We start from the raw sequence: 8,126 nt of genomic DNA on the forward strand, positions 1-8,126 counted from the left end.
ATTCATGGTTTTATTGTCACAATCAAGTATTGCATATAATTGTATCATAGTCTTGATAATGATTTAGGATTGCTATATGAATAATGATTATATGATGACTGTTCTCAACTCCTTTTGTCAAGCTTGATTGAGATGCTCTTACCCTGGATGAATGTTGTTTTAAACCCAGAACTTGATTGAGGTTCTCATGATGACACAGACACTTTTACAGCCACTAGACCAACGGTTCATTCAGTCCGGGATTAGCTGGCAACATTTCAAGCTAATTGAACAGGGGTTTTCTGACTCTCCTGGCATCAAGTTATTTTATTACAGAGAAGAGCTAGAAATCTTGGCAGTTTCGGAAGAACACGAATTTTTCAGTCGGACAATTTGTACGCTGCTTTCTATCTATTGTGCCGAAAATGAAATTGAGTTTGCACCTACGGGAAGCTTTACCCAAGAAAAGGAAGGGGTAGTATCTGCACAAGCTGATGAATCTTATTTTATTGGGAGACGCATAACCCCAAATTTTCCCCCAGATTTATGTATCGAAGTAGTCTTCACTAGCGGTACTGTCAAAAAAATGCAGCGCTATCGAGCACTAGGAGTTGCTGAAGTCTGGTTCTGGGAGGATGGTGTATTGGCTATGTATCGCTTGGGTTCTGAGGGTTATACAAAAATTTCTGCAAGTGTTGTTTTGCCAGATTTAGATATTAACTTATTGTGTCGCTGCTTGCTGATGGCTTCGAGTGTGGAAGCGATGAGGGAGTTTAGAAGAGGAATTTCTGGTTAGGGCGATCGCACCTATTTTCTGATTCTCACCTTGAATTGAGCCGGATTGTGCCCAGACTAATAAGTAACTCTACCTCAAAAACATTTATTAAGATTGCTGTCTGTAACTTTCAAGTCTTTCTCGAACAATTTGTTGATAAAAATTCTCTAAAGCTGTCACGCAAACTTGATCGTCAAACAGATTATCATGTCGCTGACTCATGCGTTGTGCAATATCTCGCCGCCACTCTGGATCTAGACCCAATTTGACAGCTATTTGAATATATTCCTCTTCGTTTTGGGCAATTGTGTCTGTTACTCCCAGCATTTTTAGAAAGCTATAAGTGTGAATTCCCCGCATAAATTCTCCCGGACAGGTTACTATGGGTAAATTGCAGGCGATCGCCTCTAAGGATGTATTTCCCCCCGACCAAGTAAAAGTATCCAAGAAAACATCGGAAAGAAAGTTAATTGCTATGTACTCTTGTCGAGTTGGAATGGCTCGAAATACGCAATAATCTTCGCTATCGAGATTAACAGCAGCAAAAGCACGCTGTAGCCGTTCCCGCAGCAGTTCGCCACGCGGAAAAATAAACTGAGCTTGCGGAACGTGGCGTGCTATTTGTGCTAAAATAAAATCATATTGCGGTAAGTATTTGAAAGGGGCTTGGCAGCATAAATAAATAACTGCATCTTCTGGGAGGTCAAAATCTAAGCGAGTATTGTTTAATTTTCCGACGGTTGGCTTGGGGTACGAAACGCCAATATTAGGCAACTTAATTAAGGTTTCTGAGTAATGCAATTGTGCACTTTCCGGTTCCATTAATTCGCTGGAAATAAAATAGTCAACTGTCGGTAAACCCGAGGTTACAGGATGTCCCCACGCGGAACATTGCACGGGGGCAAGCCGCAAAGCTGCTATTTGTATTGTTGGTGCATCCATGCCAATTTCAGGGAAGACAAGAATGTGCAATTTGTCATCAATAATTTGTTGGCATACGGCTTCTAACTTGTGAGGAATGTGGCGAAATTGATCGCTGTATAGACGAAATTGTTCTGTAATTGGATCGGGATCGTTCCCCGTATAGTAACAGTAAACTTCAAATTGTTGGTGGTTGCAATAACGCAACCAGCCAGTTAACCATAAAGTACCGCTGTAAGAATGCAAATAACTAGAAATATAACCGACTCTAATTTTGCCATTTTCGAGGAGTGCAGGCATTGATTGCGCTTGCACCCACTGCGGATAGTTGGCTGTCATAACTTGATGCACTAAATTAGCATATTTTGACTGCGATTCAACAACATTGTGAGCCTGATATGCTAGGTAAAAATTAGTAAAACTACTAAAACCCCGCAAAGCATTAATTTTGTCTTCTGGAGTTTTTAGGGATGTTTGCTGAATTAATTTTTCTAATTCTAGGACAAATCTGTTCCTGTAAAAATTGATTTCATCTGATGTGTTATAAACAATCGGCAAGGTTAAGTGTTTAAAAAGTTGAAAAACATATTCATTGGGCAGTATTTCCGTGGCTTTTTCTGCACTTGATATAGCTAACTTAGTGCGTCCGTTATGCTGGTAAATTTTGATTATTTCAAAGTGCAGTTTTCCTGCTGTAGGGTAATGACGGATACCTTCTTCAAGGCTCGCGATCGCTTCTTCGATTCTGTTGAGGTTTCTTAAACACTCGCTTAAGTTACCATACAGTTCTATATCTCCTGTGTGGGATACTAAAAACCTTTGATAGTGCTTAATGGCTGCTTCGTATCTTCGTTGACGGTAGATTTGGTTGCCAAATTCTCTCAAGATTAATGCTTGGGAGTCAAGGGTGATATCCCTAAGTTGTTCCTGTTCCACTACTGGAATTTGTGCGGTTCCAGATTCTGCTATTGCTTGGTGATTTTCCGCATTCAGCTTAATTCGATATTGAATCTGTGGCACAATATCGCTCCACTGGCTGCGATTGAGGTTTTCCAATAAAATAATTTCCGGTTCTCCGTTAATTTCTAAATCTTCTTCCATCAAAATATTCATCACAATCCCTGATACAATTAAACTTGCATCTAACTCTGATTTTTCTAAAGTTTCGCTCACATCTATTAAAAGAGTTAGGAAATCGCGCTCGGGATGACTTACCAGACTCCTAATAATTAGTTCTAACTCTAAATAAAGAGATTCTTCTGGTTGGTTCCAATCAGGAAAAATCAGCACATTTAAGGGTTTCAGATTTAAGGTGACTAGATCCATGCGATTGTCTGTCTCATCTATATGGCTGGGCATCGAGGGGTTTTGGTGTGAGTGTTCGATCGCCCCTGGTTTAATTTAACTCGTGTTTGGGCGATCTCGCCCTCCATCCCCTATCAGGGCTGTTGACGCGATCGCCAGCCGAGGATAGCTGCTAGGATCAGACTGGGGGTAAAGACGGCGATTAGGGCGTTGAAGTCGGTAGAGGGTATGGATAAGCTAGGCCCTGCGTACTTGATGGCCAGGGAAAGGGCGGCGGAAAGGGTGAATACTTTGAGGATGGGGCTAATGTTGGTGTTCATGGACGTGGTAGTTGGTTGGGCATCAGGTTTTGAGAGTATTATTGCAAGTATGTGTTGCCGCTGGGCGGGCGATCGGCTATTTTCTGAGATACTAAGGTAATTTGCCAGCGTTGAGTGTAATTGAACATGGATCACGAAAATTTAGAGTTAATAGAAAACATTCGACAGCAATTTAACAATACTCCTTATCCCAGAATCCCCCTAGAACAATCTCCAAAAGACAACAGTGAATTGCTCTACCTTCATAATCTTGTCACTGCTTACTACTTCAGAAATAGAAAAGTTATTAATACAGAAGGTAAAGTTATCCTCGACGCCGGATGCGGCACCGGTTATAAATCTTTAGTGTTAGCTCTAGCTAATCCGGGAGCGAAGATAGTAGGCATCGATTTATCAGAAGAATCTGTGAAACTAGCTGAGCAACGTTTACAGTATCATGGGGTTGCTAATGCAGAGTTTTATGCTTTGAAGATAGAAGATTTGCCAAGTTTAGGGTTAGAGTTTGACTATATCAATGCTGACGAAGTTCTGTATCTCTTGCCCGATGCTGTTGCTGGATTGCAAGCAATGAAGTCAGTTCTCGCTCCCGATGGCATCATCCGCACAAACCTTCACAGTTCAAATGGTAGAGCCGGAGTATTTCGCGCTCAAGCTGCTTTCAAAGCAATGGGATTAATGAATGGATCTCCGGGAGAATTGGAGGTGGAAATAGTCCGGGAAACAATGGAAGCATTACAAGATGAAGTAGGGCTTAAGGCATTCACCTGGAAGGCCGATCGCGCGGATGATGCATGGATTATGGTTAACTATTTATTCGTGGGTGATAAAGGTTGTAGCATTCCTGAAGTGTTTGCAATGTTGAGAGGGGCTGATTTAGAGTTTATCAGTATGGTGGCTTGGCGTCGGTGGGAGTTGATGGATTTGTTCAAAGATCCAGATGATTTGCCTCCGTTTTTGGCGATGAGTCTGCCAGAAGCTTCTGTGGAAGAGCGACTGCATTTATTTGACTTGTTACATCCCCTGCACCGTTTATTTGATTTCTGGTGCGGCAATCCCGATCGAACTCAGGCTTTTGTGCCAGTTGCGGAATGGACGGAGGCTCAATGGCGGGAAGCACGGGTACACCTGCACCCTCAACTGAGGACTTCTCAGGTGAGGGAAGATTTGATGAATTGCATTGATAGCCAGACGCCCTTTGAGATTAGCCGTTATATTATTGTGCCCACTTTAGCGCCAGTGGCGATCAATAGTACAATTGCAGCTTGCTTGTTACCTCTGTGGGATGGGCCGCAGTCTGCGGTGTCGCTAGTCGAAAAGTGGCTACAGATTAGATCCGAGCAGGCTGTTAATCTACAACCCGCAGCCCAGGAGACTGCCTTTGAGGAAGTCAAGGAACTGTTGATTAGGGTGGAAGTCTTTCTGTATGTGCTTTTGGAGCGTTAACGGCTGAACATTAAAAAAAAAATGGACGGGATGATAGCAAAGCCGGGGAAACTGGGTAAGTTACATATAAGAGTTAGAAACGAGCATCCCACCCCTCAAGGAGAAAGACTTATGAAGACTGAATTTAAAGCCAAGTTCCTGCAACACATCAACAAAAGAAGACAGGATCAAGGTTTCACCCTGATTGAACTGTTGGTCGTTATCATCATCATCGGTATTCTTTCTGCTATTGCTTTGCCTTCCTTCCTCAGCCAAGCAAACAAAGCCAAGCAGACAGAAGCTAAGCAGTACATTTCTTCGGTTAACAAGGGTATGCAGGCTTACTACGCAGAAAACACCAAATTTACCTCTGATGTCACTGCTTTGGGTCTTGGTCTCAAAACTCAGACCACTAACTATACGTACGCAATTACCGATGGTGGTACGGTCGCCGCCACTGGCGGAGCAACTTCAGCAGCAACTCCTCGTGTTGGTTCGCTGAAGGGATATGGAGGAGCTATAGCACTGACAGCGCCAGATGCTACAGGGGCTTCAGGGACACAGACAGTCCTTTGTGAAACGACGGGTGTTGCCGCTCCCTCTACTATTACTCTTGCTGGCAGCAATACTAATTGTGGCTCGATGACGCTAGTTACTAAGTAACTAACTGTTCAGCACACAAGCAATGCTTGTCAAAAAAGACCGAAGAGCGGGTTAGCGTTATGTGCTGCCCGCTTTAGTTTAGATAAAAAACTGCTATTATTGGCTGAGCTTATGAGTTATGACAATTTCTTAGTGCTTGCGAACGATTGGCAGGAGAAAGCCTTGCAACTCCTGCTTAAAGGAAATTACGCTCAGGCAGCCATCCTCTACGAACAGGCAATTACAGAGCAACCAAGCGTTAAGTCTTACTACTGGCACTTAGGATTAATATTTCTGTTGCAAGAACAAGAAGCAGAAGCTCAAACAACTTGGCTGCTGGCAATGGCTGAGGGTGAATCCGAAGAGATTGAACTCTGGACAGCAGAACTGTTGGAAGTGCTGGAAGCAGAAGCTGAACGACAACGGTTGAATTTGTCAAATTATGAAGTAGCTTGGGCGATTCGGCAGCACATCCGAGAAATCAATCCTGGCGATATTAACAACCTGTTGCATTCGGTGGGACTTTCCATCCTGCGGACAACTTACAGAGGTGAAGAACCAGACACTTTGGACTCGATTATCAAGCTTCTGAAGTCAGACATTCCCCGAGAAGTAGATTCCGACCTCCTGCTCCAAGTCTGGAAGAGCATTTTAGATGTTGCTCCATTCCACCCTTCATCATTTGAATTTACAGAAGCTTGTTTGAACTATGTTAAAGAACCTCTACCTGTTATTGAAATTTTACTTCTATTTGCCTATGATATAGCGTACTCAGGAAAGCAATTTCACTTAGCGACCCGCTATGTGGAACTCGCCTTGCAGTTAGAAGCTAAGCACCAAGAAATTTTGCGTGCTCTGGCTGGTTTTTACCAAGATATAGGGAATTTTTCTAAGGGGATAGAAACGGCTAAGCTTTGCTATTCTGTGATGGAACGGTTGGGAGATAAAATTTTTGCTAATCACTTGCTGCTACGAGGACTGATGCTGGCTGGTGGTCATTGGGAAGATGGTTGGTCAGCGTTTGAGGCACACAAATTAATGATGTGGGATCTCATTGAGGAATGTCCGACCAATCTCGATTCAACTGCTGCGATTCGCTTGATGAGTTCGTTATTTTTCTTTCCTTACTTTGAAGATAAGCCTCAAGAATCCGGGAAAATTCGCATCCAAATTGGTAATCTTTTTCAACAGAATGTTGAAAACTATGCTAAGCCCATAGTGGAAAAGTGTCGCCATCGCTCGTTGCCCTTACTTGAGGGAAGTAATCAAAAAAAACGTTATAAAGTTGGCTATTTATCTTATTGCTTACGCAGCCATTCTGTTGGATGGCTAGCCCGGTGGCTGTTTGAACATCACGACCGCGATCGCTTTGAAATATGTGCTTATTTAATAGGATCAAAGCTGACAAATGATCCCGTTCAGCAATGGTATATTAGCAAATCTGATCAAGCTTATAAACTAGGTGTCTCTGGTATTGAAGCTGCTGAAAAAATTTACGAAGACGAAATAGATATATTGATCGACCTCGATAGCATCACGATGAATTGTAACTGTGAGGTAATGGCAATTAAGCCTGCTCCCGTACAAGTTAGTTGGCTGGGGTGGGATGCTTCGGGCGTACCAAATGTTGATTACTATATTGCAGATAATTACGTTTTACCAGAATCAGCACAGGATTATTACGCGGAAAAAATATGGCGATTGCCTGAAACTTATGTAGCAGTAGATGGTTTTGAAGTGGGAGTGCCGACGGTTCGACGCGATTCGCTGGATATTCCTAGCGATGCCGTCATATACTACTGCAGTCAGATGGGATACAAGTACAATCCCAACACAGCTCGGCTGCAAATGCAAATTATTAAAGCAGTCCCGAATAGCTACTTTGTAACTAAATGGTTTGCCGATCAAGAGTCCATGAAAAACTTTTTTATTCAGAGTGCGGAATCTGAGGGGGTGAGTGCGGATCGCCTGCGATTTTTGCCTATGGCTGCTTCAGAGTCAGTTCACCGAGCGAATTTAGGGATGGCTGATGTTGTACTCGATACTTATCCCTACAATGGAGCAACTACTACTCTAGAAACTCTCTGGATGTGCATTCCTATGGTGACACGGGTGGGCGAGCAGTTTTCTGCTCGCAACAGTTACGGGATGATGATGAATGCAGGTATAACTGAGGGGATTTCATGGACAGATGAAGAATATCTAGAGTGGGGGATTCGTTTAGGAAAAGATGCCCTTTTACGGCAGCAAATATCTTGGAAATTGCGACAGTCACGACAAACTGCGCCGCTGTGGAATGGTAAGCAATTTACGCGAGAGATGGAAAAAGCTTACGAGCAAATGTGGCAGAAATATGTTGAAAACTCTCGGAACGAGTAAGGATATTTTGTGGATAAATTCTACAACTCAGAGTATCCAAATTCAAACTCAACGCTGTACAATCCACGTTCAAATTTCAATGGCGCTGTTGCTTCAAGGGAATATCTTCAAGTAAAAGAAGATTATTCAACTCTTGTCGGGAAGCAATAAATACTGATCTAACCAATGTTTCCGATGAACCTAAAGTCCAATCAATAGGAAACTCTTCGTGGTTAGGTTGGGTTATAGGCATATAAACGAACTCGAAGTATTGCTTTAGTTGATTGTACACCCACTTTCGAGTAGGTGGTCTGCCTCCCTGACCTGATACGGAATCCGGTTGACAAAGGTCTACAACAAATCATCAATAAGTCAACCAATGATAATTGGTCAAAGCCTTAATT

At 42.8% G+C, this 8,126-nt stretch carries 6 protein-coding genes; 4 read left to right on the top strand and 2 right to left on the bottom strand.

Annotated features, from left to right (window positions below; translation table 11 throughout):
• The first annotated feature begins 187 nt into the window (after positions 1-187).
• Positions 188-775: a Uma2 family endonuclease gene (locus QUA40_RS26515; protein ID WP_333131413.1), complete on the top strand. Its 588-nt coding sequence runs from the start codon at positions 188-190 to the stop codon at positions 773-775.
• An 87-nt stretch (positions 776-862) separates the two neighbouring features.
• Here QUA40_RS26515 and QUA40_RS26520 read toward each other — a convergent pair whose 3' ends face one another.
• Positions 863-3,034 carry an O-linked N-acetylglucosamine transferase family protein gene (locus QUA40_RS26520; RefSeq protein WP_333131415.1) on the bottom strand — a complete coding sequence of 724 codons (2,172 nt, stop codon included), beginning with the start codon at positions 3,032-3,034 and terminating at the stop codon, positions 863-865.
• An 80-nt stretch (positions 3,035-3,114) separates the two neighbouring features.
• On the bottom strand, positions 3,115-3,300 hold the full coding sequence (locus QUA40_RS26525; RefSeq protein ID WP_333131417.1) for a hypothetical protein: 186 nt from the start codon (positions 3,298-3,300) through the stop codon (positions 3,115-3,117).
• A 126-nt stretch (positions 3,301-3,426) separates the two neighbouring features.
• On the opposite strand from QUA40_RS26525, the gene QUA40_RS26530 reads away from it, so the two are divergent.
• From QUA40_RS26530 to QUA40_RS26540, 3 genes are all read left to right on the top strand, one after another.
• Entirely contained in the window at positions 3,427-4,743 is a 1,317-nt protein-coding gene (locus QUA40_RS26530) for a class I SAM-dependent methyltransferase (protein ID WP_333131419.1), read from the top strand.
• A gap of 111 nt (positions 4,744-4,854) precedes the next feature.
• The gene (locus QUA40_RS26535) at positions 4,855-5,385 is read left to right on the top strand and encodes a type IV pilin-like G/H family protein (RefSeq protein ID WP_333131421.1); all 531 of its coding nucleotides are present in this window, start codon (positions 4,855-4,857) and stop codon (positions 5,383-5,385) included.
• Positions 5,386-5,496: 111 nt separating this feature from the next.
• Positions 5,497-7,743, top strand: a complete 2,247-nt coding sequence (locus QUA40_RS26540; protein WP_333131423.1) for an O-linked N-acetylglucosamine transferase family protein — start codon at positions 5,497-5,499, stop codon at positions 7,741-7,743.
• Positions 7,744-8,126: the final 383 nt, after the last annotated feature.

Origin of the sequence: Microcoleus sp. Pol11C3 (genome assembly GCF_036701485.1) — a bacterium.
Classification (GTDB): Bacteria; Cyanobacteriota; Cyanobacteriia; order Cyanobacteriales; family Microcoleaceae; genus Microcoleus.

Bases quoted from the DNA above. Each gene is read 5' to 3' on its own strand.
- QUA40_RS26520 (WP_333131415.1), bottom strand. From the start codon at position 3,034: ATGCCCAGCCATATAGATGAGACAGACAATCGCATGGATCTAGTCACC.
- QUA40_RS26515 (WP_333131413.1), top strand. From the start codon at position 188: ATGATGACACAGACACTTTTACAGCCACTAGACCAACGGTTCATTCAG.
- QUA40_RS26535 (WP_333131421.1), top strand. From the start codon at position 4,855: ATGAAGACTGAATTTAAAGCCAAGTTCCTGCAACACATCAACAAAAGA.
- QUA40_RS26530 (WP_333131419.1), top strand. From the start codon at position 3,427: ATGGATCACGAAAATTTAGAGTTAATAGAAAACATTCGACAGCAATTT.
- QUA40_RS26525 (WP_333131417.1), bottom strand. From the start codon at position 3,300: ATGAACACCAACATTAGCCCCATCCTCAAAGTATTCACCCTTTCCGCC.
- QUA40_RS26540 (WP_333131423.1), top strand. From the start codon at position 5,497: ATGAGTTATGACAATTTCTTAGTGCTTGCGAACGATTGGCAGGAGAAA.